Consider the following 26883-nt stretch of genomic DNA (forward strand, 5'->3'; position numbering starts at 1 on the left):
ATCAACCGACATGACATACAGAAAATTAATTTTAGCAGGGTTATTAGTGGCTACAGTAGGTACCGGTTGTAAAAAAAACATGGATGACCTGTTTTCCAACCCGGAAACATTCACCACTACGAAAATTGAATACTTGCTGCCTACTGCCATTGAGGCGGTGGTACGACAGGAATATGTACAGGCTTATAACAACAGTTTCCGCCAGCTGGGGCCTATGTTACAGTTAAATGCCTCTACCATTGATCCTATCAGCGGCAACGTTTATAATATCACATCCGACAGAGCAGAATGGAGTACCTATTATCTGACACGAATGCTCAACGTAATCGGTATTCAGAATTACTATAACTATAAAATAGACAAGAGTCAGCAGGAAGAATATAAGGTATACTATCATCTCTCAAAAGTACTGGGGGCCTATAGTTCCGCCCAGGCCACTGATTTGTTCGATGATATGCCTTATTCCCAGGGCTTTGATGCACAAAACTCCCTGTATGGCCAGCCGGTTAATTACTATCCGGTGTATGATGACCAGAAAAGTATCTACTACAGCATTCTGGACGACCTGAAAGCTGCCGCGGAATACCTGGGTACTGTTACCTTACAGCCTACACTGTATGAAAGCCACAAGTCCCTGGCAGTACAGGATATCCTGTATAAAGGCAATATGGCCAAATGGCAAAAGATGGCCAACTCCCTGCGACTGCGCTATGCCATGCGTATTTCAGCAGTAGATCCTGCCCGTGCTAAGCAGGAGCTGGACGACCTGGTAGGTGGCAACAAGCCACTGATTACTGATAATGCGGATAACGGTGCTCTCCTGCAGGGTGGGCAGGCCTTTACCAGCGCCGGCGGAACATTGGTACGTGCCTTTTACGAGGCCATTAACTACCAGTATGCACCTAAGTTTATTGTAGATCAAATGACACAGTCAGGAGACCCGCGCTTACAGGTGTTTTACCGTCGTGCCAGCGATACCACCGCTATTGTAGGCTTGCCGGCTACTTTTGCCGACAGAACCTTTGCGGTAACCAAAGCGGCAGTGCTGGATACGGTAACGTTTGTGCAAAATACCAAACTGCCTACTGGCGTAACAATTAATGCCGCAGATGTTTACTTCCTCCTGGCAGAAGCAAGGCAGCAAAACCTGATCAGCACCGGTGATGCCAAAACCTACTATGAAAATGGGGTGAAAGCCTCTATTTCCTGGTATTACAGCATCTACCTGAATAGCCCGGTGGCTAAAAAACCTGGTCTGACTGCTCAACCTGATGCATCTGTCATCAATACACTGCTGGCCTCTTCCTCCTATGCTTTTGACCCCAATAAAGCCATGGAACAAATTGCACTGCAAAAATACCTGAATACCGGTTTCATGGAAATGGGTGAAACCTATGCAGAGTTCAGGAGATTGGATCTTCCGAAACTGCCGGCTGATATCTACGAAGGACAACAGCGTAATGCCACCTTCCCTGTAAGGTATTGGTATCCTACTTCGGAGGCTGCCAATAACTCTGACAACTTCAGTAAAGTGGCCGCTAAAAATAACGCAACTACCCGTGTGTGGTGGGATGTAAAATAAGTCGATAGACTAACGGTGAATGCGGGCTGCCTCTCTTTTGAGAGGCGGCCTTTTTTTATAAATGCCAGGACTCACAAATCCATAAAAAACTGCACCCAGTCCGACGACAGGTTGAATTGCTTCAGCAACTTCATGGTCATGGTATTAAACGATTTATTATTCATAGCAGTGCGCTTGCCTGCAGTAGGTACCGGCCACTCTTGTGGGCGTGTAGTCATTCCCGTTACCTGCTGCGCAAATATGGTAATATGCTGGTGTGGTATGGCAATACCCAGGATCATGCCAGGCAGGCCATTGAAGGTTTCAGGGCCTGACTGTAGGGGAATCTGATCCGTATAAAATGCTACAATATAAATAGAGTCAAATACGAGCGCATTGGCGCGGTGGCACTCAAAGCCAGCAATTTCGCGGGTTTCGTCGGTTAGCTTCCAACGCAAACGCCGCATAGTATCACTGATGAAATAAGCATTTTCGAATGCCTGCTTTTCAATATTCACCACCGAAGTTTCGAAATTATTGTAGACTTTATTTTTATAGGATACCGGTACAGCAAACGTTTTACAGAAATCTATATCGGGATTGGCGGGTTGGTAAAAGCTATGTGTATTATCAAAGTACAGGTCGAACGTGTCCGTCCAGAACTGTGTTCCGTTTCGGTAGTTCTGCATGAAGGTAGTTACGTCGTCTCCCTTGATCATACCCGTTTCCCGCAGGAAGATGGGCATGGTAGCGAAGGTATTGATCCTGCGTTCAAATTTTATTTTTCCCTCGTTCACAAAATTTGCCTGCTGCGCAAAAATACTTGTAACGCTAAATAACAGGCAGGTATAAACGAATAATATCTTTTTCAAGTGGCTTACTGTTTAATGTTGTTGAATCGGGTGAAGTTCCAGGTGGCGCCCAGCATAAAAAACCGGCGTATGGTGGTGTACCTGTTTTCGGAATAATAGGTATTGGTGGCTGTACGACTGTAACCATTATTCTGATTCAGGATATCGTTACAGGAAACCTTCACCGTAAGCTGTTCATTTTTAAAAAAGTTTTTGCCGAACCAGGCGTTCCAGGTCAGGCGGCTGAAGTTGTCGGAAAAGGCCTGCGACTGCTGCTGCCAGAGGTATGTAGCATCCGTGTGCAACTGGAATTTTTTCGGAAAATGTATGTCCACCGACGGATTAAGGCTATAATAGAAATAGTTGTTTTTTGACTCCGGTTGCAGGGAAGAGGTGTTTTTTGTATAGCCTCCGGTTGCCACCAGGTAAATACTGTATTTATAGGGTTTGTTCTTGAATAATTCTGCGGAAAGGCTATAGGTGCTATAATCCAGCTTGTTTACCGCATCGTTGATGGAGCTGTAGGTTTTACCGCCATTAGTACCGAGGCCTACACCGGCCTGCAGATCCAGCGGTATTATTTTTTTAGAATAATAAGTGTTGAGGTTATAATTAGTATTCGTATAACCGTTCATGTTAATGAACTGATAGGTGTAGGCGCCGGAAGGGTCCACATGGGTGGCCTGCACAATGGCGCTGGTGGTAAGGTTATACCCGCCATTGAATCCATAGTAAACCTGCTTAGCTACCCTGCTGGCCTGGTAGCGGCCATCCACGCTATGTGTATAGCTGTTGTGCAGGTCCGTGTTAGGCAGGGAGGTAGTGAGCTGACTATTGTTATAATTAAACGGTAACAGCTGCGTGCGGCCCGGCGTAGTGGCGTTGCCGTTATATCCCATACTCAGGCTCTCATAGTTACTGAATTTATAGTCAAACCTGGCGGATGGGTTCAGGTTAGTAAAATGCTTATTTAGGTGCTCGTTGGTATAGAGATTATCGATGGTTTGTTGAAATAACTTAACATTATTTCCCAACTTGATATTTGTCTTCTTATGATTATAATTGAATGCCAACCCGGCCTGATTACCCAGGGAAGAGGACGACACCCGGGTGCTAAACGCCGTATCGAGTAGTTTTGGAATAGGGAAGGCTGTATTGTAAGAGCGTTTGTTATCCTCCGCACTTTCATTATCCAGGCTATAGTTGATGACCATGGAAATCCTGGAACTGATGGCTTCCGTATACAATGTCTGGAAATGCAGGGTGCGCCAATGGTCATTCATTTCTTTTGCCAGGAGGAGTTGGGCGGTACTGTCTTCTTTACCGGCAGGGTCATAAAAGCTACTAATGGAGCTGCTGTTGCCGGAGCCGCCATCATTTGAAAAGTTATTGTTCAGGTAAAACGATATAGTTCGGCCTTTCTTTTTTAATCTTTTTTCCAGGGAGAGATTCAGGTCAAATTTATTAAAATTATACTCGTTTCCGGAGGAGGCCACGTTATCATAGATCACGCTGGAATCGCCCCGGCGGTTTTGCCTCGCGCTGATGTTGCTGTTGTTACTCCGGTAATCGGCGCCACCAGCCAGTAGTGTAAAAGTGGTGTTGCTGTCGATTTTATGAATATATTTTCCGTTTGCCTGGTGATGCCGGCTGGAGGAGGAAAAGCTGCTGGTAGAATTGCTGAGGATAATACCGGTGGGCAGGTTGTTGGTGGAGATGGTTTCTTCCGCACCATCTATATCCATCAGGCTGAATTTGTAATTGCCGTTAAAGGAACTTTTGTCCTTATTCCATTTTTTATCGTAATGTAATCCGGCGTTGCTACTGTTGGGGAGGCCTTTGCCGTAGTATGCATCCTCGCCGTCGGTATCGTCGCCGATTTTGGATTTATCTGCGGAACCCAGCCCTGTGCGGCCAATGGTGCCGGTGGTGGCGTAGGCGGACATCCTCCGTTTTCCTTTAAATGCATTCAGCATGGCCTGGAAGTTATATTTGCTGTCGGGGCCCGCACCAGCTTCTGCTTTGCCGAAGATGCCATTGTTTTTATCTTCTTTAATTTTCAGGTTGATGGTCTTATCTTTTACGCCATCTTCAATGCCGGTAAAGGTGGCGGCATCTGATTTTTTATCATATACCTGTACTTTATCGATCATATCTGCCCGCAGGTTCCTGGTGACCAGCGTGGGGTCATCGCTGAAAAATTCCTCGCCATCTACCAGTACTTTCTTTACTTTTTGCCCATGGGCGGTAATATTGCCGAACTGATCTACCTGGAGGCCGGGGAGTTGCCGGAGTAGCTCTTCTACAGAGGCATTGGGCTGTACTTTAAAACTACCGGCGTTATATTCGGTGGTATCCCCATTGATTTTGATGGCGGCTACCTGCGATTTAACGATGACTTCCTGCAGCAGCTTGCCTTTGGGAATCAGGTATACACTTTTCATGTCTGCCTCCTTTTGCGGATGCTGCCGCATATCTATGATATGGGCATAGTTGGCATATTTCGGATAAGAAAAATACACCACGTACCTGTCGGTGTCGGAGAGCTGCCGGAACTGGAAGCTGCCATCGTTGCCTGCACGGGTGCTGGCGATGATGAACGAGTCTTTCGCCTGCAAAAGCACCACAGTGGCCTGCGTGAGAGGAATGTTTAGGCTACTGTCTGCCACTTTGCCCTTTATTATGCTGTTTTGCGCTTTTGCCGTACCGGCGATACCAGCAAGAAGTAATATGGCTCCGATTATTCTGCTATACATGGGTATAGGGTGTTGCTGACCTGGTATTGCTACAAACAAAGTACCTTTCATTATTGCATTGTTACTGTTCTGTTCTGAATGATTGTTAGTATGGCATTATTAAGATAAAGAAAATAGCAGCGGCATGATTTTGCCAGGGCTGGGTGGTGAAGGGGGAAAAGGGAGGAATACAGTAAGGGGTGCGTATAAGCGGCTGGATTATCTAGCTGAAAAACGCGGAAGTATACTTATCATGTTATCTTTAGTAGTTCTGACTTAGTGGAAAGTTGACTACGGCCAAGGCGGTATTTTTATTTATTAATGTTTTGATTAATATAATTGGATTATTGTACTTTCTGATTTTTTTGCTTTAGTTTGCGCCGCATCAAATCCAAAAACTTGACAGCAGGTAAACCAATGGAGGAGAAGGAACTATTTCGCCTTTTGAGTACGGGTGATGAAAGTGCATTGGAGTTTATTTACCTGAAATACTTCACTGCTCTCAGCTATTATGCGTTTAAACTGATCAACGATACAGAGGCGGCAAAGGACATTGCCTCGGAGCTGCTGATCCGCGTTGCGGCGCAGCCAAAAGTATTCGACAGCGAGCAGCATCTCAAAAATTACCTTTTCCTGGCCACTCGCCATGCCAGCTTGCGCTTTTTGGAGCAGGCAAAGAAAGAGCAATCCAGCTATGATGCGTTGGGACAATTGTCGGAGGTCTTCGACTGGCAGTCGGATGTAGAGCAGGTGCGCACAAGAGTAATTGCAGCGATTTATGAGCAGGTGGAACTACTTCCCAAAGGATGTGGGGAAGTATTTAAACTCATCTTTTTTGAAGGAAGGAGCGTTAACGAGGTGGCCAACATATTGAAAATTTCGACCAAAACGGTGCTCAACCAAAAGCTCAATGCAGCCAAATTGCTGAAAGCAGCCCTCCTGAAGCATGGACTCCTGGCCGTTTTTGTAAGTATCTGGGGAGAACTATAAAAATATTTAAAATTTTCATGGGAATAAACGTGAGTTCCTGCTATATATATTAGCATGGAGCCATGCTAATATTATTGTATGCAGATTGACGATATCATCATCAGGCATTTGAACGGGGAGCCGCTAACAACGGAAGAATGGGCTTTTGTGCACCAATGGCGCGAAGCGTCAACGGAAAACGAATACCTTTTCAGCGAGCTGACAAATCCTGCGGCACTTAAAAAGGAGCTGCTGGTCATGAAACAGTTTGAGGCCCATACCGCCTGGCAGGCATATACGAGTAAGAGGAAAGACCGCTACCTTCAGCTAATTTACCGTTGGAGTGCCGCCGCTGTTATCACCTTGCTGATAGCAGCAGGTAGTTATGTATGGCTGGGTAAAACTATTAAAAATAAACCAGGGGAAGCAGTCTTAGCAGAAATCCCTGCCGGCAAGCCCGGCGCCATACTCACACTGGCAAATGGATCGCAGGTGCTGTTGGACACACTTAAAAACGGATTGATTGCCCTTCAGGGCGGCGTGAAAGCGCGCATGGTAAACGGAAAAATAGTATACGAAGGCAGCAGCGACCGCCTCATTTATAATACCATCACCACACCTAAAGGCCGCCAGATAGCTGTTGGCCTGCCCGACGGTACAATCGCCTGGCTGAATGCCGCTAGTAGTATCCAGTTTCCGGCGGCCTTCATTGGCAAAAAAAGAAAAGTGAATATTACCGGAGAGGTATATTTTGAAATAGCGCAAAATGCACAGCAACCTTTTGAAGTAGTCATTAATGACAGCGCCAGCGTAATCGTACTGGGTACCCGTTTTAACGTAAATGCTTATACGAACGAGTCGGTTATTACAACCACCCTGTTCCAGGGCAGTATAAAAACGGGATGGTTGCTTCATAAGGCGGTTCAATTGCAGCCTGGTCAGCAGGCGCAGCTTACCGCAGCTAACCTGACTATAAAGCAATTTACAGCTGGGGATCTAGCCAATGTAATTGCCTGGAAAAACGGCTACTTCGATTTTGGAAATGTGAGTCTCGCGGAAGCTATGCGACAACTGGAACGATGGTACAATATAGACGTGGTGTACGAACAGGGAGTGCCCGAATTGGAACTCGTCGGCAACTTGACCAGGGATATATCGCTAAACGACCTGATGGAAGGACTGGGGAAACTGGGATTACATACCAGACTGGAAGGACGAAAATTAATTGTATTACCACATCATCCATAATATTGAGTCATATGCGCTAGGACCAACCAACACTAATTTATCTGATTATGCATGGCTGCCCAACCGGTCAGCCAATTAATTATCAACCAAATTACCGTAGGTATGCCAGAAACTATTTTCAGGTCCGGACGTGCTATGCATGGATCTGTACGAACGCTAAGGAGCGGGTGTAATGTATTATTCCTTTTATTTTTTCTTTGCCTGAAAGGCATCTCCGTTTACGCACAATCCGTAACTATCTACGGAAAAGACCTGACCTTGCAACAGGTTTTTAAAGCCATTCAGCAGCAAACAGGATATGGCGTTCTAGCCAACCGCAATGTATATGACGCTGCCAAACCTGTTACACTGCAGGTTGTCAGCAAGCCTTTAAACGAATTGCTGGCGCAGATTGTAAGCGAGCAGCAATTACAATATGTAATCAAAGGCAAAACGATTTTCATTTCAAAAAAAGTGAAAGCTACTAGTCAGGATGATAACATGGACATCACATCGCTTAGCGGGCATATAGTGGACTCTGCCGGAAAACCGCTTTCAGGCGCTTCCATCAGTAATAAAGCTACCCATAACCGTACTGTTTCCGGAGAAGATGGTGGGTTTAACCTCCAGGCAAAACGCGGCGACGTGCTGATCATACGTTTCATAGGGTATGATACCAAAGAACTGGTCATTGCTGATTCCAATAGCCTTGTCATCTCCCTAAAACCAACTGTAAATGACCTGAAAGAAATAGCAGTAGTAAACACCGGCTACCAGCTTATTAACCGCACCAACCTTACCGGATCAGTAGCAACCGTAGGCAGCGAGGAGCTGGAAAAACGCAATACTCAAAATATACTCCTGAACCTGGAAGGGCTGGTGCCCGGCTTGGTACAATACCGCGGCAATACTACCATCCGTGGCGTGAGCACCATACAGGCGAATGCAAATATACTGGTAGTGGTGGATGGTTTGCCTATCGAAGGGAGTATAGCAGATGTTAATCCATATGAGGTGGAGAGTGTAACCGTTTTGAAAGACGCTGCCGCCGCCGCTATCTACGGAGCAAGAGCCTCTAACGGTGTGATTGTGGTGAATACCAAAAAAGCGAAAGCTAAAAACAAGACTACAATAGAACTCTCTTCCAATTTAACGGTAACGGATAAACCGGATTACAGTTACCAAAGCTATATGACTCCTGCCCAGCAGGTGGACTGGGAATCGGAATACTACCACTGGTGGTTCGATGGCGGAAACGGTACCGTTTCCAACCCGGTTGGTAATTTTGAAAACAATGTGGCCAATGGTGCACCTGTTTCTCCCGTGCAATACGCCTATTACCAATATAAAACCGGTAAAATCAATGCCGCACAGCTGGAGAGCCAGCTTGGCGATTACCGGAAAAATGATTTTGTAGCTCAGTATCGGGATCAGGCGCTGCTATCACAGGTCCTGCAACAATATAATCTTGCCTTACGCACCAACAATGGTAAATCGCACAATAGCCTGGTGGTAAATTATACCACCGATAATACCGGCATCATTCATGCCTATAACCGGCAGATCAATCTATTTTATAAAGGTGCCTACAATATCGCTAAATGGCTGGACCTGGACTATGGCGTAAATAGCGTGCTTGGAAAAGCAAGGGCACATAATAATGATTTTGCGACTACCCCATATTCCGTGCCTTCGTACTTCAATCTATTCAATGCGGATGGCACCCGTGCGCAATATTCCACCAACAGGTTTAATAGTTATAACACTATCATGGAAACCACACCGGGACTGTATTCGGGTACCTTTAATCATCTGGATGAACTGGAAAGAGATTTCGTAAATACTTCCACGCTCAACACCAGGTATTACCTAAATATGCATTTCAAAGTGCTAAGAGGCCTTTACATACAGCCAATGGTCCAGTACGAGGATTTGCGCCGCAATGTAAGCGCCTACTCCGAGGCAGAAAGTTATACGATGCGCTGGTTACAGGATGTGTACAGTACCCGCACAGGTGCTGCCGGCAATTACAAGTACACTAATCTTTTGCCAAAAGGAGGGAAGCTGGCCACAGCTGATATTAAAAGTCCGAATTATACCGCCAGGCTGCAGGCCAACTACGATCGTGAATTTGGCAACCACGGGTTCATAGCCATTGCAGGTATGGAATTCAGACAAACACGGACATACGGAAACAATGGAGTGTTGCTGGGCTACGACGATCAGTTGCAGACGCAGTCGACCCAAAGTGTAAACTTTGGCAATCTGTATAACCTCAATACGGGCACCTTCTGGAACCCAAGCTATCCGGTACGGCAATATCATTTTAATGAAATTGCGGACATGAGCCTGCTACGTGATGAGTTGCACCGGTTTGCTTCCGGCTATGCCAATCTCACCTACACATATGATAGAAAATACAATCTCTTCGGTTCATTAAGAAAAGACTATGCAGACCTGTTTGGCGGCGATGAAAAATACCGTGGACGCCCCCTGTGGTCCGTTGGCGCATCCTGGGTAGCCTCTGAAGCAGCATTCCTGAAAAACATGGTGAACCTGGACTACCTGAAGCTACGCACTACTTATGGCCTCACCGGAAATATCCGCAATGTGACCGCAGTGCTGGCAGCCACTACTGGTGTAAATAACATTACCCAACTGCCGAATGCCACGGTCACTAACCCCCCGAACCCAAAGTTGAGATGGGAAAAAACAGCGACTACTAATATCGGCTTGGACTTCAGCTGGTGGCAGCAGCGGCTGCGAGGTTCGCTTGACTGGTACCTCAGAAAAGGCACTGATTTATTCGCACAGAAGCGCCTCGACCCGTCGGAAGGTTTTACCTCCATGGTGATTAATAATGCGAGCATGACCAATCACGGTATTGAACTGAATTTAGGATACGATTGGTTTAGGCCCTCAAGCGCCGGCGGTTTCAGATGGTCCTCCCAGGTAACAGGTAGCTGGAATAAAAATAAAATTACCGCAGTAGATGAGCTGACCCGTAACCCGCTGACATTGGCTGGTGGCGGTTCCTACCGGGTGGGTTATCCGGTTCACTCCCTGTTCTCCTTCAGGTTTGCAGGGTTGGATACCAATGGAGTGCCACAGTGGTATGATGCTAAAGGAGCGCCTAGCAAAGCATCCCTGGGTGCCAATGATGCCGATGCTATTGAATACTCTGGTAGTGCTGATCCGATATTGAATTTAGGCTTCAACAACGACATCTCCTATAAAGGTATCAGTCTGAATATTTTTGCGGTGTATTATGGTGGGCACTACTATAGAGCCCGTCCTGTTCCAACACCGTATCCATATGCGAACTATGGGCCAATGCCAACATATCTGCTGAACAGCTGGACGCCCACTAATACCAATACTGATGTTCCGGGAAGCGGCCAATATTATCAGGTGCCTATTACCAACCAATATTATTATAGCAATAACCTGGTGCGGCCGGCCGACTTCATAAAAATCAGGAACATCGTGCTCGGCTATACGCTGCCAGCCACAGTTGCGTCTAAAATCAGGGCCACCAGCCTCAAGATGAGGGCACAGATAAACAATCCTGGTGCTATCTGGATCAAACAAAAAGATGTGCATGTAGACCCTGAAACCGGCGCTGCTCCGATTCCTGCGTCTTTTGTTTTTGGTATCAATGCTAATTTCTAATTCAAGTATTTATGAGAAGTTCTATATACCTGCTGGCAATGGCTATTTTCCTGCTGGCTGTGGGCGGATGTAAGAAGTATACAGATATTACACCTAAAGGCCAGAACCTGCTGAACAGAGCTACGGACCTGGATCTGCTGCTAAATGTAAACTATTCGGGTACGCCCTTTACTGCGATGAAGCAGGCGCTGCTCGACAATGATATGTACCTGCAGGCCATCAATGTACCCAATACCATTTCCTCCAATGTGCAAACGATGAATAAGATCCTGCTGACGTATGACGAGTCGGCTGACAGGGCCGCCTTAACCCTTACCGACGGGCCTTATGAAGGCTTGTACCGCCTCATTTCTACCGTCGCCAATATTGTGCTGGCCAATGCGGATAAGGCCAGCGGCGACCCGCAGCTGCTAAAGCAGCTAAAAGCAGAAGCACACATTCTTCGTGCTTACTCACATTACCTGTTGGTAAATATTTATGCAAAGGCCTATGATCCGGCTTCAGCAGCCATGGATGGTGGTGTGCCCTATGTGAAGGATATCGATTTTGAGTCGGTAAATAACAAGAATACCGTCAAAGAAGTATATGATAATTTATTGGGAGATGTAGATGCTGCGTTGGCAATGGACGCATTGCCGGACCAGCCCAAAAATGGGATGCGCATTGGAAAAGCATTTGCCTACGCGGTGAAAGCAAAAGTACTGCTATCCATGCGTAACTATCCGGCAGCGCTGGAAGCAGTGAAGGAAGCGCTGAAATATAACAGTACATTGGAAGATCACCGCACATTGCTGGCAATGCCTAAAGCCGCTAGGGTACCGGTTCGCAGTGGTATCAGCGCCGCTGATAATTTATTTTATGCAACGGATAACAGCTTTTCACCTACTACGTTTACCCCTACTTATGAGATCCTGCGGGACTGGTATGAACCGGGTAATATCATCAAAGATTCTTCCCTTGTATATAATTACGACATCGGGTATCTATACGTGGGCTTAGCCAATATTCCCGGCTGGATTGCACCTGCTTATGAGAGTAATATGGCTGGCATGACTACTTCCGACCTGGTACTGATGAAAGCAGAATGCCTGATCCGTACCAATCAGGTAGCCGAAGGAATGGCGGAGGTAAACAGTATACGCATCCGCCGGATATCTCCATATATTCCGCTGAGCGCCACGGATGAAGCCCAGGGAATGAAATACTTGCAGCAAACGTCTCGGATTGAATTCCTCTATACCATGCGCAATTTCATCAACCTGAAAAGATGGAACCGAGAAGGAAAATATGCAGCAGTCATTACCAGGACGCTTAACGGTGTTACCTATCAGCTTACACCGGATTCTAAGTTGTGGATATTCCCTTTCCCGCAGAGCGCTACACAGTTTAATGCTTCACTCACACAAAACTATTAACCAACAAAAACTGACTATTATGCAAAAGTCGAAAATAGCCGGATTACTACTGCTCTCTGTGTTTTTTTGTATAGGTATTACCGCAGGCCAAACCAATGGAAAACTTTCAATCGGCGATGCTGCACCAGCACTTAAATACTCCAAATGGATCAAAGGGAAACCGGTGAAATCCTTTACCGGTGATCAACTGTATGTGCTTGAATTCTGGGCTACCTGGTGTGGCCCATGTAAGGCTGCTATGCCGCACCTGACTAAGTTACAAGGGGATTATAAAGGCAAAGTTACCTTCATTGGTGTGAATGTGTGGGAGAAGGTACCGGTAGATAAGCCATATGCCTCCTCCTTGCCCATGGTAGAGAAATTTGTGAAAGGAAATGATGCTAACATGAAATACTCCGTTATAGCTGATAACAATGAGCAATTTATGGGAAACAACTGGCTCAAGGCTGCCGGTGAAAATGGTATTCCTTCCACGTTTCTTGTAAAAAATAACCAGATACTTTGGATTGGTCATCCTAACTCACTGGATTCCATCTTGCCGGCGATTTTAAACGGAACTTATGATATGACTGCGTTCAAGGCTTCCTTTGATAAAAGTGCAGAAACTGGCAGAAATGCAATGGTTGCTGTGCAGGCGCTGTTGAAACCAATTCAGGACGCTATTGGCGCAAAAGATTATACCACCGCCCTGCAATTAATTGAAAAGTCGATAGCCGAAAATGCGCAGCGAAAAATAATGATGGAAATGATGAAGTTTGACGTACTGTTAAACCACATAGATCAGCAAAAGGGAATCGCATATGCAGAAGAAATCCAAAAAACTAACCATTCACTGGCATCAGTTGCCTTAGGTGCGATCTACAATAAAGATGGGTTTGATAAAGCCATTTACATCTGGGCTGCTAAAAATTATCAAGCCCAAAATCCTGGCGGCGGCAACCCGGTAGTGTATCACGCCCTGGCATCCTGCTATGCGAAAGGTGGCGATTTTACGAAAGCGGTTTCGTTAGAGAAACAGGCGGTGGAAGAAGCGCGTACTGCACTGGAGAAAGGAGAGATGGTAGGATCCATCATGGACTATACTGTAAAGGAATATGAGCAGGCGTTGAAAGACTATCAACAAAAAGCGCAGTAAAATGAAAACGGCATCACGTTAGCAGGGAACTAGATATAAAAAATACGGTTGCGATTAAGAATCTGGTCATCGTTGAATCGTACAAAAGTTATAGGTGGTAATTATTTTTTCTTCTTCCTTTTGCCCCACCAGATATAGAACCCGGTTACGGGCAGGGAGGCGGTGATGAGTGCTGCCAGGAATATCACGGTGCGCAGTGGCAAACCGCCAATGCCGCCGGTATGCACGTCGTAGGTGAGCCTGTTGGCTAGTTCGCCGCCATTTACATCCTTGTATTTCCCCCGAGGGCCGTCTGGTAAGGCGGTTCCAGTTTGCTGGTCAAAGCTGAGGTAGTCGGCATTGAAGTTCCTTTTTTCCTCCGGGAAGTAACGAACCGTAACTACCGCTTTTGGGTTGGCAGGCAGCAGAAACTGTGTTCTGCCGGTGTAGATGTTGTACTGGCGGCGTATCTGCACGTCTATGCTGTCCAGCGGGCTCGCTACCGCCGGCAGGCTGCTGGCTGCTTTTTCTTGCTGCTCCGGGTATTGCTTACCACCGCTGAAAATGAAGTATTCAGCATTGCGTACCGCATCGAAACCCCACACCAGGCCGGTGGCCACTACAAAAATCATGATCCAGCTGGCGTAAAAGCCCAGCACATTGTGCAGGTCGTAGTTGAGGCGTTTAGGGGAGGCATCCAGTTTTATGGCCAGACTTTGTTTGCGGGTAGCTTTGCTCCACTTCTTAGGCCACCACAGTATGAGTCCGGAGAGGATGATAATACCGAATATCAGTGCCGCATACACGACGATGTAATGTCCTACCGGGTCAGGCAGCCAGAGGTGCATATGTCCGTTCAGTACCTGGCGGAAAAAATCCCGGTCCATGTCCTTCACCCGTATTACCTGTCCAGTATACTGGTTGATATACACGATATAGTAGTAACCTTTCTTTTTATCATTGAAGCTGATAGCCGCGGAGCGGTCGGCGCCGGCGAGCGTAATGCGACTCACGCGCTTACCAGGCAGCTGGCTTTCGGCAATAGTTTTCAGTTTGGATACCGGCAGCACCGGGGTGGAGGCTTTTTCCACAAAGAGGTAGGGCTGGAAGGCGTCACTTAGTTCCGGCTGGAAGGCGTAGATGGCGCCGGTAAGGGCTACGATCATGATCACCAGTCCGGAGGCTAGTCCGAGCCACAGATGCAATACTGCGGCGAGCCGGCGAAGAAATGACGGCTTCTTTGCTTTTTTAATATTGGATTTTCCCTTACTGGTGGTGGTTTCCTGCTGTACAACAGTATCCCCGGTTATAGGCATGCGCGTAGTTTTCAGGGCGCAAAGATGTTATATATATAGGGAAGTTGTTTTTGAAATAGGGAAAAGTAATGATCGTAAGCGGAAAAATTTGGGGGTTTATGGGGTTGGGTTGGATTCCAGCGCAAGGATTGGCATGATGGCGTGATGTAAAGTGGTACCTTTTAATTGACTGAATAAGATGCCCCTGGCGGTAGCAATAGAAATTCTGTTAAGGGATGCGTTCAGATGATGGTCAATGATGGCCTCTCCTTGTTTTCCCTGCTTTACAGCCTTGTCAAAAGATGGGACCTCAAAGCCACAGGCAATTTTTAGGTGAGCTAATTTAGCGGAAGACTTGATGTTGAGCAGTTGAATGGAGACGATGTTTATTATCAGGCTTTTTTCCTGCCTGGCCTTTTGTTCCTGCTCAATATCAAATCTAATGCTGTCAACGTCCGCAGCAATATTATATTCAGTAAAAGAAAATGCCAGTATTTCTATTCCCTGTAAATGGAAATTGAGATGTTTTGTCATACAAAGGGCAGTTGATTATTTATAGGAAGTGGATTTATAAGAGTGATGCTCGTCTACTACTGTTTGCAAGGGTTGTGTTAATTCTTCTTTTAATGAAGCTGAGTTCAGGTTTACAACGATATCATAAGTAAATGTTAGTTTACTTGCTTTTTTTCCACGTAATTTTTCTTCCAGAGAAATATTCAGGAGATCAATATCAAGTGCCTGTCCAATTTCTATCAGGGTGTCGACCGTGAAATTATGAGTGCCGCTTAAATATTTGGATATAATTGATGGGCTGTTTATATCCAGCGCCTTCATCAGGTCGATCTGTTTCCATCCTTTTTTTTTCATTGCGAAGCCAATCTTTGCGGCGATTCCCATTTTGTAATCTACTTTTTCCTGTTCAGCAGGAGTAATCTTGCCAACCAGGTCCTCCAGTAATTCACTGTGGTGTTTTTTTCCGATGTCTTCAAATTTTTTCATAGAAAATGAAATTAATTAGATATTAGAGTAAGGTTACACTTCTAGTGTAAGCTTGTTTGTGCTTATAAAGAGCTTGTTCGTTTTTATTTTTTCTCTGATGATAGCGGAGTATCGCATCATTTCGTGTACCTCACGGCTCAAACGTATATTGTCTTGCCATGCCCTTGTATTTTTTGCTTTATATCCTCCATTCCCTAGAATTACTATTTGTTTACTAAGCCTTATGCAGTATAGCCTAAGGTTTACATTAGGTTTGTCGTAAATGGCACAAACGCGGTCATCTATCTCCAGCCCTTCATCGACTTTAAAAAAACTATAGGCCGCACCATGTTTAGTACCCATACTTTTAAGTCTCGCAATAATATCCAACAGTTCGCATTCAAATTCGCTAATATGTTCCTTTAAAAAATGTTCAAAAAAAGTCCCTTCCTTCTCATTTGTGGCAATCGTGTAAAAAGAAGCCATCTCGCCTGAAATTTGGGTTAAGTAAACAAGTCTTGCTTTCACTTTTAAAGTAACATTTAATAAAGTTAAAGATAAAAGTTCTATTAAAAGTGAAATTAATGATTTTTATTGATTCCTTTTTCATGTAGCAGTGATTTTTTTATTTTTTTGAAAGGAGGGTAAATAGTATGTGACCCGCCTGGCCACTGACCTGACGAGTATTGTGGAAATGAAACGGAAAGCATGAACCCTTTTCAAAACACACGTGTTAACCAATTCAAAACCACTTTTCATGATTGAGTTAGCATCTTTCTACGACAACCTGCATTATGAAGATGGAGAAAAGCCGGCAGTGAAAACCATGATCAAAAGCCCGCTGGCAAAAGAAATACGCCTGCTGTTTCGGGACGGGCAGGTCATGCATGCGCACAAAGCGCCACATCCGATTGTGGTGCAGGTGATGGAGGGCGCCATCGATTTTGGCGTGGAAGGAGAGCGGTATGTGCTCAAAAAAGGAATGATGATTGTGCTCGACAGCAATGTGCCACACGACCTGATAGCACTGGAGGAAAGTATGGTGCGGCTCAGCCTGAACTTACAGGATCAGGACAGCAGGGTGCACCAGGTGTGATCAGCCATATTCTGCAAAAGTATCGTCTTTGTAGCAATACAGCCATTGTTCCCCGGGTTCCGAAGAAATCACCACCGGATGATCGGTCGCATGAAAGTGAGCAGTCATATGCTTGTTGGGCGACTGATCACAGCACAGGGTTACACCGCAGGTTTGGCAGGTTCTGAGGTGTACCCAGTCGCTGCCGATCTTTACGCATTCCGCACATTCATATTTATCCGCGGTTTTCAGTTCTTTAATGTCCCGGATGTGCTGGCAAATTTCATCTTGTGCCATGGTAATTTTTTTTAAGGAGATAATATTGTTTCAACGTATAACCCCCGTGTTTTGTTGGATGACTATTCTTGCCGATTACATCGAGGTGATATAATGAGGAGATCCCGCGGCGCAGCCATGGTATCTCCCCATACCCAACAAAAAAACAAAACAGCATTTATAAAGTTTGTATATTAGTTCCACTAACAGCTGTCACGTGCCAACCAGCGTGTATGCTTTCACTTGATTGACTGATAAACTCAGATTGTGCCTGATGTCCGACTATAATCAATACAGCGATAGTGAACTGGTGTTGTTGCTAAAACAGGATGAACACGCCGCCTTTACGGAAATCTATTACCGTTACTGGAAACGCATGTTTACCCTCGCACTGCACCGCCTATCTTCCCGCGCAATGGCCGAAGATGTAGTACAGGACGTATTTTCAGGGTTATGGCAGCGCCGCCATCACACCATCATCGACAACCTTGCACCCTATCTGGCCGTAGCCACCCGATACGCCGCCATCCGGCAGCTGGCAAAGTCGCGGCAAACCATTGATGCAGCTGAAATTCCTGAAAATCTGCTGCAGCAGGGAGATGATGCGGCGTCCGTACGATTCCTCCAGCAGTCCATGCAGGAGCAGTTGCAACTGCTGCCTGAAAAGTGCCGCCTCGTATTCGATTACAGTCGCAATAAGGGACTGTCCAACAAAGAAATTTCCCGGCAACTGCAAATATCCGAGAAAGCCGTTGAAAAGCATATCACCAAAGCCCTGCAGCGCCTCCGCCTGCAATTGAAACACTACCTGCACCTGTTTTCTGTTCTTCCCTGAAATTTTTTTTATCCCTGAGGTAGGGGTAGCCCCTTTTTCCCGTACTATATTATTAATCACCTGTAAAAGTTATCCGCACGTATGGAAACAAATGAATTAGTGATCCTGTCCAGGAAGTACCTGAACGGTACAGCCAGTGATGGAGAGAAGAACGCTTTGCTGCAATGGTATAACGCCTATAGCGAAGAAGAACTCACCGCCATCCTGACTGTCGCGCCGCATGAAGATGAGGCTTCCCTGGAAGCCCGCATGCTGCAGCGACTACATGCTGTCACCGGCACGGGAACGACTACACGAATTCATACCATGCGCCGGACTATTACTAAAGTTGCTGCCGCTGCCGTTATTATCGGCGCCATGGCAGGAGCGTGGCTGCTCTGGAAGAATAGCCGGACTGCAACGCCAGCAATCGCAAAAGTACAAACCGGTACCAATGCGGTGCTTGTTCTGGATGATGGTACAGAAGTGCAGCTGGACAGCAGCCAGCACGGCGTGGTTTCGCAACAGGGGAATACAGTGGTGTCAAAATCCGCCAGTACTTTGTCGTACCAGCAACAAAATAATAAGGAAACGGCCGTAAGGTACAATACACTCAAAACCCCGCGTGGCGGACAGTTCAGGCTAGTCCTCCCGGATGGTACAAGCGTATGGCTCAACGCCGCATCCTCCATCACTTACCCTACCGCCTTTACCGGCAAGGAAAGAAAAGTGAGCATTACCGGAGAAGCCTACTTTGAAGTAGCCGCATCTGCCGAACATACATTTACCGTAACCGCAAATAATACAGATATATTGGTACTAGGAACGCGATTTAACGTGAACGCTTATGAAGAGGAGAAATTTACCAGCACCACCCTCGTGCAGGGTGCGGTACTGGTCAGAGGAAAAACCCAGGCCCAACACTTGTTGCCCGGCCAGCAGGCACTTGTAACAGCAACCGACCTGCAACTGGTTAAACAAGCCGACGTATCCGCGGCCATCGCATGGAAAAATGGATTCTTTTCCTTTAAAGATGCCGATGTGCCAGCCGTAATGCGGGAGCTGGCCAGATGGTACAATGTAGATATCATTTATAGCGGAGGGATACCGGATGGTTCCTTTACCGGGGAAATGTCAAGAACACTCACACTGCCACAGGTGGCAGAACTGATGAGAACAACGCGCATTCATATGAGTATAACAAATGGAGGTAAAAGCATTACCGTAACACCGGAGTAAAAAGATTCATTTAAGCTTACAGAACGCTACCAGCTATCGGACTGACTGATACCCTATCAGCCGGAATGGGCATGTCATTTATCCATAAAAAAAACCTGGCGTTAAGATTTGCCGTCCACACCAGGTTTAGTTCGGTTAACCCTTTTTAGCAAAGTCCTTTCCCGGCGAACCGGGAAAAGGAGAATCGTCAACCAAACCATACAAATGTATGCAATTAATCGCTCATTGCAACGGGCCTTTGCGCACCCAGCCATCGCTGATTGCCCGTTGCCAAACCAGCCACCAGGTTCGTGCGCAGGCAACCAAAATCCAAAGAATCATGAAACTCACAACCATCCTGCTAACGGTTTTTGCCATGCACCTCAGTGCCACGGGCGTGTCGCAGCAGGTAACCATTTCCTGTAAAAACTTGCCGGTGCCACAGGTGCTCACCCTGATCAAAGAACAAACCGGTTACGTATTTTTTTACCGCACGCAGGACCTGCAGGGCATAGCGCCTGTATCAGTACAGCTTTCAGGTGTGCCGCTTAAAAGCGCTTTACAGCAGGTGCTCCCCAAACCGCTGCATTTTGCCATGCAGGGTAATACCATTGTTATTTCCAGGGAGATGCAAAGCAAACCGCCGGAACCCGCCCCCGTACCCGCTCCGGTTGCCCCGTTGCCGGATGTGACGGGAAAAGTGACGGACGACAAAGGACAACCACTGCCCGGTATTTCCATCCAGGTGAAAGGCAGCCGCAAAGCAGCCATCACGGATAAAGAAGGGAAATTCACGGTAAAGGAAGCCGGCACCGGCGCCGTGCTCATTGTTTCCTGCATCGGCTACGAAACACAAACCTTTAACGTTACCGGCAACAGCAATATCCAGATAGTACTCAAACCAAAAGCGGGAGAACTGGATCAATACGTAGTAGTAGGCTACGGCAGCACAAAACGTAAAGACCTTACCGGCTCCGTAGCTTCCGTAGATGTAAACGAAGTGAAAGATGTCCCTTTCGCCAGCCTCGATCAGGCACTGGCCGGAAAGGCCGCAGGGGTACAGGTTACACAGGCCGATGGCTCACCAGGCGGTGTAGCAAAAATCCGCATCCGCGGCGGTACCTCCCTCATCGGTGGTAACGATCCGCTATATATCATCGATGGCGTGCAGGTGACCATCCAAAACCGGTATATCCAAAATCAGGCAGAAGTAGTGAACCCGGTAGAACGCTTCGGCAGCGATGATCCCAACTCCTCCGTAGGCGGTTCATTTGCACGTGGCCTCAACAGCCTGGCAGGCCTCAACATCAGCGACATCGAATCCATCGACATCCTCAAAGATGCCTCCGCCACTGCTATCTACGGCTCCAAAGCAGCCAACGGGGTGATCATCATCACCACCAAAAAAGGTAAGCTGGATCAAAAGCCTGTGCTGGATGTAAATTATTACACCGGCTTGAGTAAACCGGTAAAAGAGAAATTACTGGACGCTGATCAGTACCGCATGATCATGAAGGAAGCCGCGAAAAACCTCAATACGGAACGCGCTGCCGCTGGCTTGGCCCCGGATGCAGCCGCCCTCAGTATTCTCAATGATCCCGCTTTTTTAGGTACTGCCAATACCGACTGGCTGGATGAAGTGCTGCAAACAGGCATCATGCACAGTGCTGATATAGCTGTAAGAGGCGGTGGCAGCAACTCCCGCTACTATACCTCTCTCGCCTATACGAAACAGGATGGTACCGTGAAAGGAACCTCCTTCAATCGCATCGCCGGAAAAATCAGCCTCGATAATGATATCACCCGCAAATTCAGAGTGCTCACCAACCTCGACTTCGGCTTCACTAAAAATAATATTACTAACGGTATGTATGCGCAGGCACTCTACGCCCCGCCAACATTGCCGGCCTATAATCAGGATGGTTCGGTCTACCAGTTCCTTGGTTCCAATATCGGTGCTTCCAATTACCAGGGATACCAAAACCCGCTGGTATTACTGGATGGTATCAACGAAGCTAAAACAGCGGTGTTACTCGGCTCTCTTTCTGCTGAATATGAAATTCTGCCGGCATTGAAATTCAGAAGCATTCTCTCTGTAAACTATAATAACTATCATCAGCTTAACTACGTGCCCAGCACGGCAGTAATAGCATCTCCCAACGGCGTTGGCAGTTCCAACGGTGGTACGGCGTCGCAGAGCCAGTCGGATGATGTAAACCTCTTTTACGAAAATACCCTCACCTGGGAAAAACAATTCAACGACCATCACCGCCTTACCGTGGTGGGTGGTACCTCCTGGCAAAAATACCGGTTCAATTCCTTCTCCGCCAGTGGCCAGGGTTTCCCGGATGACAAGTATTTGAATAACCTTTCCTCCGCAGCAGTTACCCTGCCTGCTACCGGCCTGTCCGGACAAAATTCCTTACTGAGCTTTTACGTGCGTGCCAACTACGCATTATTCGATAAATACCTCTTCACCTTTACAGGGCGCTCGGATGCCAGCTCCAAGTTTCCGGAAAATAACCGTGTAGGTTATTTCCCTTCCGGCGGTGTGGCCTGGCGTATTTCGGATGAAAACTTTATGAAACGTGCCAGCTGGGTTAGTGAGCTGAAACTGCGAGCCAGCGCAGGTTATACAGGTACGCAGAATTTTGGCGATTACATGTTTTATACCCTGTATACGCCGCAGTCGTACGCCGGTAGTAACGCGCTCGTACCTACGCAGTTAGGCAATGAAAAAATCCGCTGGGAGTCCACCCTGCAAAAAGATCTTGGGCTCGATTTCGGCTTATTCCATAACCGCCTCAAAGGTGTGTTTGGCTACTACGAAAAACTGACGACGGGGCTGTTACTCAGTACCAGCCTGCCGCCCAGCTCTTCCTACGCCACCGTGATCACCAACCTGGCTACGATCCGAAACAGAGGGCTGGAGCTGGACCTCCGCGGTGATATCATCCGCCACAAAAACTTTCAGTGGACCAGTGCCATCAATATTTCCGGTAACCGCTCGCTGGTAAAGGATATCAGCACCGACTTTACCGATCCTAACGGTGATCCGGAAACGGCACAATATTACCTAGGAAACAGCATCGTTCGCAAAAATGAACCGCTGGGACTGATCTATGGTAAAGAGTTTGCAGGCATCATTCGCACGCAAAAAGAACTGGAGGACTATAAACGCGACTTTGTACTCGCACCCTATTTTGCACGCTTCCTCAACATTGGTGATCCGATGTATGAGCTGGATAGCACGGGCTACTATAAGGAAGATGTGATCGGGCACGCGCAGCCAAAATTTTTTGGCGGCTTTACCAACACCTTCAGCTATAAAAATTTCAGTTTGATTACCCTGCTTACTTTCTCTTATGGTGGGGAGATATTATACCTGGCGGATGTGCAGAACTCGTATGTTGGTGGTCGTACCAACAAAGGGGTGCGCATTCTGGACCGCTGGACGCCGGAGAATCCTGGCAGCGACCGCCCCCGCGTGATTCAGGGTGAAAACGGCTACTACTACACAGCCAGTAATAATGTATATGATGCCTCTTACCTGAAATTGAAATCAGTAACGCTAACCTATTCACTGCCGGTATCTGTTGCTAAACGTATGCACCTGAGTCATGCCTCCGCTTATGTTTCCGGCACCAATCTGTTTTGTATCACCAAATATCCGGGGCCGGATCCGGAGGTGAGTAATAATCCATATAGTCTCATCAACGGCAGCAGTGATGTGGGTACTTATCCTACAGTACGGCAGTACACAGTTGGTCTGCGTTTTGGTTTCTAATTTAAACTCGTCAGCACATGAAAAAAACAGTCTTTTTATACATACTACTGCTTACCACCGCTGCCTGCAACAAAGAGCTGGGTAAGCTGCCGGAAAACGCCAGGGTAGAGGGCAATACTATTCTTGATCAGCGTACATCTGAAATTGCACTCAACGGAGTGTATTACCGTTTTGCTAACGTAGACGCAGGTACGAATACCACCAGGTGGCGGGATAATGAATTCATCCCTGCCGCCTGTGCAGGCTATATGGGTAGTGGTTATGGCGCCGATCCGATGGAAGAAAATGCCTATACCAATTCAGGCTTTACCACTGGTCCATGGTCCTCGTCTTATACACTGGTGAATGCTGCCAATGGGGTCATTGAAGGGGTAACCGCCTTGCCCGACAACGCATTTACCGAAAACCGCAAAAAGGAAATACTGGCGGAATCGCGCTTCATGCGTGCGTACGGGCATTTCCGCCTCCTGAGCTTATATGGGGAGTGGTATGATAAAAGCAGCGCCTATGGTGCCTTGCTGCGCACGGAGTTTGTAACGTTGGGTAATATTCCCAAAAAGCGCAATACCGTGCAGGAGAGTTATGATTTAATATTGGGAGATGTTAACTACGCAATTGAAAACGCTGCTGCGTCCAGGCCTAACTACTACGTAAATCAGTGGGTAGCGAAGGCGCTGAAGCTGCGCATTCTCCTGAGCTACGGCGATTATGCGGCCGCCGCCACACTCGCACAGGATATCATCAGCAATAGTCCGTATAAACTGGAAACGAACGTAAAGGATATATTTTACCTCAAAGGGATGGCCAGCACGGAAGTGCTCTTAGGCGTGCAGCCACAGCAAAACCAGGCCAGCTACTATTACAACCTGAGCTCACAGTATTACCCCGGTGCTTCTTCTTTGTATGTGGCCAAACAAGCACTAAAGGACTTGCTGAACAACGATCCGCGCCAAAGCTGGCTGATAGGCCCTGCCAACAGTTATGTGCCGGGCACTTACTATTTCCTGAAGTATATAGCAGCAAACACCAAGGCCACGGCTATTTCAGAAACAGCCTATGCCTTCCGGCTTACGGAGGTGTACCTGTTGGGTGCAGAGGCGCTGCTCCGCAGCGGTGGCAGCGTAGCTACTGCAAAAAATCTCGTGAAGGAGGTGATGAAGCATGCCGGTGTTACTGACTTTTCAGCGATCGACAACGCCGCTACCACCAATGAGCAGTTGTTGCAGGTGTATTATGAAATCGCCAGAAGCCTTACCGGCGAAGACGGACAGGAGTGGCAGGCATTGCTGCGCCTTCCCTTTGCCACGGTGCAGCAACTACGCCCGGAGATCACAGATAAACTGCAATACATCTTTCCGGTGCCACGCGCCGAATTTCAACAAAACCCAAGTTTCGGAGATCAAAATAAAGGATACCAGAAATAAACAACTATCATAAAACCTGACACGAATGAAAAAACAACTCATCGTATGTGCCCTGCTGGCCGCGGCGGCATGCAAGCCCGTTGCGCCCAAACATGCCAGTATCACGGCTGATATCAAAGGAATTACAGACTCCATTGTGCATATTATGGTGCCGGTGGCCGACTCCGCCCGTACTGATTCGGCGGTGGTCACCAATGGTCGCTTTACCTGGAGTGGTGACGTTGGTGAAGCTCAGAAGATCTACATAGGTACCTCCACCCGTTATATAGACCTGTACATGGGTAATGACGCAGTGGAGATTAAAGGGAACATTGATTCCATCGAAAACCTGGTGATTACCGGTTCCCCGGCGCAGGATGAGTACAAGGCATTCACAGCCTCTATTAAAGATGTTACGGATCAGGAACATGCCCTTTACGGCAGTTGGGAAGAAGCGCATAAAACGGACAGTGGTACCGCCGCAATCGAAAATAAACTGGAGACATTACGCAGCCAGCGTCACGATCGTACTGTTGCCTATATCCGCTCACACCCCGCCAGTGCCATCAGCGTAAATATGCTGGCGGATATGGCAGTGATGGGAGAGTATGCGCCATTGGATAGTTTGTATAAAACGCTGGACCCGGCTGTGCAACAGGGCAGCACCGGTACGCGCTTAGCTAAGCGCCTGGCCATACTTAAGCGCAGCGCCATTGGTGCACAAATGATGGATTTCACGCAGAATGATACCAATGGTAAACCAGTAACCCTCTCTGATCTGAAAGGTAAATACGTGCTGGTCGATTTTTGGGCCAGCTGGTGCGGTCCTTGTCGCGCAGAAAACCCGAACGTGCTGAAAGCCTACAACGCTTTCAAGGACAAAAACTTTACCGTAGTAGGCGTATCGCTGGATGACAACGAGGAAAAATGGAAAGCCGCCATCAAGCAGGACGGTATGCCATGGATTCAGTTGTCGGACCTGAAAGGCTGGCGCAATGAAGTGGCCCAGCAATACGGTATCCAGGGGATTCCATTTTCCCTGCTGATAGATCCTGATGGCAAAATAGTGGCCAAAGAATTACGCGGCACTAAGCTGCACAATACCCTTGCATCTCTCCTTAACAATCAAAAACCAGCTATATGAAATTTCAATTGATAACGGTAACGGCTACACTATTTGCCGGCGCAGCCATGGCACAAAAGCCTTACACCCTGAACGGGAAGATCCAGGGCCTCAATAATGCATATGTATATTTGAGTTACGCCTTAGACGGTAAATACCAGACCGACAGTGCGCTGGCAAAAAACGGCAGCTTTACTTTCAAGGGGCAGCTGGCGGAGCCAACAATGGCACGTATGTATGCAGACAAGCAGGCGGCCATGATGCAGCAGGAAGCGGCACTTGGATTTTTTATGGAACCGGGTACTATGACTGTTTCCGGTAACAAGACTGCCTTCAGTAAGCTGAAGGTAACCGGTTCAGCTACACAAAAGGAGCAGGAGCAGCTGGAGGCACAAAAGGCGCCTGTAATGGGAGGATTGAAGCCTGTTTCTGATGAGTACAATAAACTCAACAGTCAATACATCGCGATGCATAAGGCCAAGGCCGGTGAGGTAGAATTGGAAGCATTTAAATCTAAGATGACGGTCGTGAAAGATAAGATGGACCCATTTTATGAGCAGCTGGAAAAGATCGATATCGATTATGTGAAAAAACATCCTGCCTCCTATGTAAGTGCGCAGCTACTTCGCTGGAGGGTAAGCAGTATTCCATTGGAGGAGGGCGAAGCGCTGTATGCAGCTATGCCGGCGAACATCCAGGCAAGCGCGGATGGCAGGGATATACGCAAAGAGCTGGACGGGTTGAAGATGGGATCTCCGGGCAGTGTAGCGCATGTATTTGCCAAAAAGGATATCAACGGGGAACCGTTGAGTCTGGCCGACTTCAAAGGAAAATACGTACTCGTTGATTTCTGGGCCAGCTGGTGTGTACCTTGCAGAAAAGGGAATCCACATCTGAAATCATTATATGCAAAGTATAAAGAAAAAGGCTTTGAAATTATCGGTATATCTGACGATGACCGTAATGATGCCGCCTGGAAAAAGGCGGTGAATGCAGATGGTATTGGTATCTGGAAGCATGTGCTGCGTGGCCTTGACATGGAAAAGCGTATGGCTAACCAGCCCAATCCCGATGACATCAGTGATTACTATGGCATTCATTCTCTCCCTACTAAAATCCTAATTGACCCTAATGGGATGATCATTGGCCGTTATGGTGGTGGTGGGGAAAATGATGAAGCAATGGATAAAAAACTGGCGTCCATTTTTGGGAATATTTAATCTGTTAGCGGGCCGTTTTGAGAGGTGCTTCCAGGATACTGGAGGCACCTTCTTTTTTGCATGAATGCATTCTGGCGTAATTCTTGTGTAAAACCCAAACGTCTGACTCTGCAAAGAATGTCTTTATTTGAAAAACCAATGCGCATGAAA

20 protein-coding genes are annotated in these 26883 nt (G+C 47.1%); 13 read left to right on the plus strand and 7 right to left on the minus strand.

The window, feature by feature from the left end:
* Positions 1-10: 10 nt before the first annotated feature.
* Complete coding sequence (locus KW844_RS11170) at positions 11-1582, plus strand: SusD/RagB family nutrient-binding outer membrane lipoprotein (RefSeq protein ID WP_218376811.1); 1572 nt, start codon at positions 11-13, stop codon at positions 1580-1582.
* A 71-nt stretch (positions 1583-1653) separates the two neighbouring features.
* Here KW844_RS11170 and KW844_RS11175 read toward each other — a convergent pair whose 3' ends face one another.
* Positions 1654-2433: a GLPGLI family protein gene (locus tag KW844_RS11175; protein ID WP_218376812.1), complete on the minus strand. Its 780-nt coding sequence runs from the start codon at positions 2431-2433 to the stop codon at positions 1654-1656.
* Positions 2434-2438: 5 nt separating this feature from the next.
* Positions 2439-5168 (minus strand): outer membrane beta-barrel protein, encoded by a 2730-nt coding sequence (locus tag KW844_RS11180; protein ID WP_218376813.1) that lies wholly within the window; start codon positions 5166-5168, stop codon positions 2439-2441.
* A gap of 378 nt (positions 5169-5546) precedes the next feature.
* Between KW844_RS11180 and KW844_RS11185 the strand changes: the two genes are divergently transcribed.
* From KW844_RS11185 to KW844_RS11205, 5 genes are all read left to right on the plus strand, one after another.
* Positions 5547-6137, plus strand: a complete 591-nt coding sequence (locus KW844_RS11185) for an RNA polymerase sigma factor (RefSeq protein WP_218376814.1) — start codon at positions 5547-5549, stop codon at positions 6135-6137.
* 78 nt (positions 6138-6215) lie between these two features.
* Positions 6216-7364, plus strand: coding sequence for a FecR family protein (locus KW844_RS11190; protein ID WP_218376815.1), 1149 nt, complete (start codon positions 6216-6218; stop codon positions 7362-7364).
* Between the two features lie 102 nt (positions 7365-7466).
* Complete coding sequence (locus KW844_RS11195; RefSeq protein ID WP_218376816.1) at positions 7467-11015, plus strand: SusC/RagA family TonB-linked outer membrane protein; 3549 nt, start codon at positions 7467-7469, stop codon at positions 11013-11015.
* An 11-nt stretch (positions 11016-11026) separates the two neighbouring features.
* Complete coding sequence (locus KW844_RS11200; RefSeq protein WP_218376817.1) at positions 11027-12430, plus strand: RagB/SusD family nutrient uptake outer membrane protein; 1404 nt, start codon at positions 11027-11029, stop codon at positions 12428-12430.
* Between the two features lie 19 nt (positions 12431-12449).
* Entirely contained in the window at positions 12450-13565 is a 1116-nt protein-coding gene (locus KW844_RS11205) for a TlpA disulfide reductase family protein (protein WP_218376818.1), read from the plus strand.
* A 101-nt stretch (positions 13566-13666) separates the two neighbouring features.
* Here the strand turns inward: KW844_RS11205 and KW844_RS11210 are convergent, their stop codons facing one another.
* The 4 genes from KW844_RS11210 to KW844_RS11225 form a co-directional block, all read right to left on the minus strand.
* A complete protein-coding gene (locus tag KW844_RS11210) occupies positions 13667-14860 on the minus strand; it encodes a PepSY domain-containing protein (RefSeq protein ID WP_218376819.1) in 1194 nt (397 codons plus the stop codon).
* 96 nt (positions 14861-14956) lie between these two features.
* Positions 14957-15373 (minus strand): hypothetical protein, encoded by a 417-nt coding sequence (locus tag KW844_RS11215; RefSeq protein WP_218376820.1) that lies wholly within the window; start codon positions 15371-15373, stop codon positions 14957-14959.
* A gap of 15 nt (positions 15374-15388) precedes the next feature.
* A complete protein-coding gene (locus tag KW844_RS11220; protein ID WP_218376821.1) occupies positions 15389-15838 on the minus strand; it encodes a helix-turn-helix domain-containing protein in 450 nt (149 codons plus the stop codon).
* Positions 15839-15871: 33 nt separating this feature from the next.
* A complete protein-coding gene (locus KW844_RS11225; RefSeq protein ID WP_218376822.1) occupies positions 15872-16345 on the minus strand; it encodes a hypothetical protein in 474 nt (157 codons plus the stop codon).
* 229 nt (positions 16346-16574) lie between these two features.
* Here KW844_RS11225 and KW844_RS11230 point away from each other — a divergent pair, with 229 nt between their 5' ends.
* Positions 16575-16913, plus strand: coding sequence for a cupin domain-containing protein (locus KW844_RS11230; RefSeq protein WP_218376823.1), 339 nt, complete (start codon positions 16575-16577; stop codon positions 16911-16913).
* On the opposite strand, the gene KW844_RS11235 is transcribed toward KW844_RS11230, so the two are convergent.
* Positions 16914-17189: a UBP-type zinc finger domain-containing protein gene (locus KW844_RS11235; protein ID WP_218376824.1), complete on the minus strand. Its 276-nt coding sequence runs from the start codon at positions 17187-17189 to the stop codon at positions 16914-16916.
* Between the two features lie 253 nt (positions 17190-17442).
* Here KW844_RS11235 and KW844_RS11240 point away from each other — a divergent pair, with 253 nt between their 5' ends.
* From KW844_RS11240 to KW844_RS11265, 6 genes are all read left to right on the plus strand, one after another.
* Positions 17443-18003 (plus strand): RNA polymerase sigma factor, encoded by a 561-nt coding sequence (locus tag KW844_RS11240; RefSeq protein WP_218376825.1) that lies wholly within the window; start codon positions 17443-17445, stop codon positions 18001-18003.
* An 81-nt stretch (positions 18004-18084) separates the two neighbouring features.
* On the plus strand, positions 18085-19221 hold the full coding sequence (locus KW844_RS11245; RefSeq protein WP_218376826.1) for a FecR family protein: 1137 nt from the start codon (positions 18085-18087) through the stop codon (positions 19219-19221).
* A 208-nt stretch (positions 19222-19429) separates the two neighbouring features.
* Entirely contained in the window at positions 19430-22987 is a 3558-nt protein-coding gene (locus KW844_RS11250) for a TonB-dependent receptor (protein WP_255578351.1), read from the plus strand.
* 17 nt (positions 22988-23004) lie between these two features.
* Positions 23005-24411, plus strand: coding sequence for a RagB/SusD family nutrient uptake outer membrane protein (locus KW844_RS11255; protein ID WP_218376827.1), 1407 nt, complete (start codon positions 23005-23007; stop codon positions 24409-24411).
* A gap of 25 nt (positions 24412-24436) precedes the next feature.
* On the plus strand, positions 24437-25534 hold the full coding sequence (locus KW844_RS11260; protein WP_218376828.1) for a TlpA disulfide reductase family protein: 1098 nt from the start codon (positions 24437-24439) through the stop codon (positions 25532-25534).
* Entirely contained in the window at positions 25531-26733 is a 1203-nt protein-coding gene (locus tag KW844_RS11265) for a TlpA disulfide reductase family protein (RefSeq protein WP_218376829.1), read from the plus strand. Before KW844_RS11260 ends, KW844_RS11265 begins: the two co-directional genes overlap by 4 nt.
* Positions 26734-26883 lie beyond the last annotated feature (150 nt).

Source organism: Chitinophaga sp. sic0106 (assembly GCF_019219075.1).
Lineage (GTDB): Bacteria > Bacteroidota > Bacteroidia > Chitinophagales > Chitinophagaceae > Chitinophaga.

What these genes read in the sequence shown, in the direction of transcription:
- KW844_RS11200 (WP_218376817.1), top strand. Translation starts at nt 11,027, where the DNA reads ATGAGAAGTTCTATATACCTGCTGGCAATGGCTATTTTCCTGCTGGCT.
- KW844_RS11190 (WP_218376815.1), top strand. Translation starts at nt 6,216, where the DNA reads ATGCAGATTGACGATATCATCATCAGGCATTTGAACGGGGAGCCGCTA.
- KW844_RS11250 (WP_255578351.1), top strand. Translation starts at nt 19,430, where the DNA reads ATGCAATTAATCGCTCATTGCAACGGGCCTTTGCGCACCCAGCCATCG.
- KW844_RS11210 (WP_218376819.1), bottom strand. Translation starts at nt 14,860, where the DNA reads ATGCCTATAACCGGGGATACTGTTGTACAGCAGGAAACCACCACCAGT.
- KW844_RS11245 (WP_218376826.1), top strand. Translation starts at nt 18,085, where the DNA reads ATGGAAACAAATGAATTAGTGATCCTGTCCAGGAAGTACCTGAACGGT.
- KW844_RS11180 (WP_218376813.1), bottom strand. Translation starts at nt 5,168, where the DNA reads ATGTATAGCAGAATAATCGGAGCCATATTACTTCTTGCTGGTATCGCC.
- KW844_RS11240 (WP_218376825.1), top strand. Translation starts at nt 17,443, where the DNA reads ATGTCCGACTATAATCAATACAGCGATAGTGAACTGGTGTTGTTGCTA.
- KW844_RS11260 (WP_218376828.1), top strand. Translation starts at nt 24,437, where the DNA reads ATGAAAAAACAACTCATCGTATGTGCCCTGCTGGCCGCGGCGGCATGC.
- KW844_RS11195 (WP_218376816.1), top strand. Translation starts at nt 7,467, where the DNA reads ATGCCAGAAACTATTTTCAGGTCCGGACGTGCTATGCATGGATCTGTA.
- KW844_RS11205 (WP_218376818.1), top strand. Translation starts at nt 12,450, where the DNA reads ATGCAAAAGTCGAAAATAGCCGGATTACTACTGCTCTCTGTGTTTTTT.
- KW844_RS11220 (WP_218376821.1), bottom strand. Translation starts at nt 15,838, where the DNA reads ATGAAAAAATTTGAAGACATCGGAAAAAAACACCACAGTGAATTACTG.
- KW844_RS11235 (WP_218376824.1), bottom strand. Translation starts at nt 17,189, where the DNA reads ATGGCACAAGATGAAATTTGCCAGCACATCCGGGACATTAAAGAACTG.
- KW844_RS11230 (WP_218376823.1), top strand. Translation starts at nt 16,575, where the DNA reads ATGATTGAGTTAGCATCTTTCTACGACAACCTGCATTATGAAGATGGA.
- KW844_RS11265 (WP_218376829.1), top strand. Translation starts at nt 25,531, where the DNA reads ATGAAATTTCAATTGATAACGGTAACGGCTACACTATTTGCCGGCGCA.
- KW844_RS11170 (WP_218376811.1), top strand. Translation starts at nt 11, where the DNA reads ATGACATACAGAAAATTAATTTTAGCAGGGTTATTAGTGGCTACAGTA.
- KW844_RS11255 (WP_218376827.1), top strand. Translation starts at nt 23,005, where the DNA reads ATGAAAAAAACAGTCTTTTTATACATACTACTGCTTACCACCGCTGCC.
- KW844_RS11215 (WP_218376820.1), bottom strand. Translation starts at nt 15,373, where the DNA reads ATGACAAAACATCTCAATTTCCATTTACAGGGAATAGAAATACTGGCA.